General features: G+C 45.7%; 1 pseudogene. It reads right to left on the bottom strand.

Features of this window, described 5'->3' with window-relative positions:
* Nucleotides 1–530 (bottom strand): annotated as a pseudogene (locus tag IC21_RS16890) (transposase); the annotation flags it as partial.

The raw sequence follows: 530 nt of genomic DNA, 5'->3' as shown, positions 1-530 counted from the left end.
GGCAACTCGACATCTACTTGAGGCGTTTGATCAAAGTCTATCCTAAATACTCTTCCTTGTGCTGCCCCATTACAACATTCCGCGTGATTCGCTAGCGGGCAGGTGAGACCTTCTTGCTTGGCATTTGGATGAAATACAGGACAAGTGTAAATATATTGCCCCTTTTCCCGATCAGATCCTCTAAGTTCCATTTTATGTCCACTGATACAGATGGGAGTGCCGTACCGGTTGATTTTTTCAATCCCCCGGGCGGTAGTTGGTTTATCTTTACGGTTCCGTGGATTGATCGGTGCCACCAATTTCGCCTGTAATACATCCTTTGTCACTTTTTGATTTTCCGGCGTTTGGTAGATTCCATCTGCCAGGATAAAGCTCAACTGCTCAGCCATCTCGGGGTGCTCTGCCTTAAACGTTTCCAATGTCGGTTCTAATGTTTTCCCATCGGGTGTATTTCCTTTAAATACTTCCCGCGTCAAAGGCAAACCGGATTTCACCCCGCATACCATTGATAATTTATGCGCAATATAGGA

Origin of the sequence: Heyndrickxia coagulans DSM 1 = ATCC 7050 (assembly GCF_000290615.1) — a bacterium.
Taxonomy (GTDB): Bacteria; Bacillota; Bacilli; order Bacillales; family Bacillaceae_C; genus Weizmannia; species Weizmannia coagulans.
The sequence above is the reverse complement of the archived record's forward strand: the minus strand, read 5'-3'. Positions and strand labels throughout refer to the sequence as shown.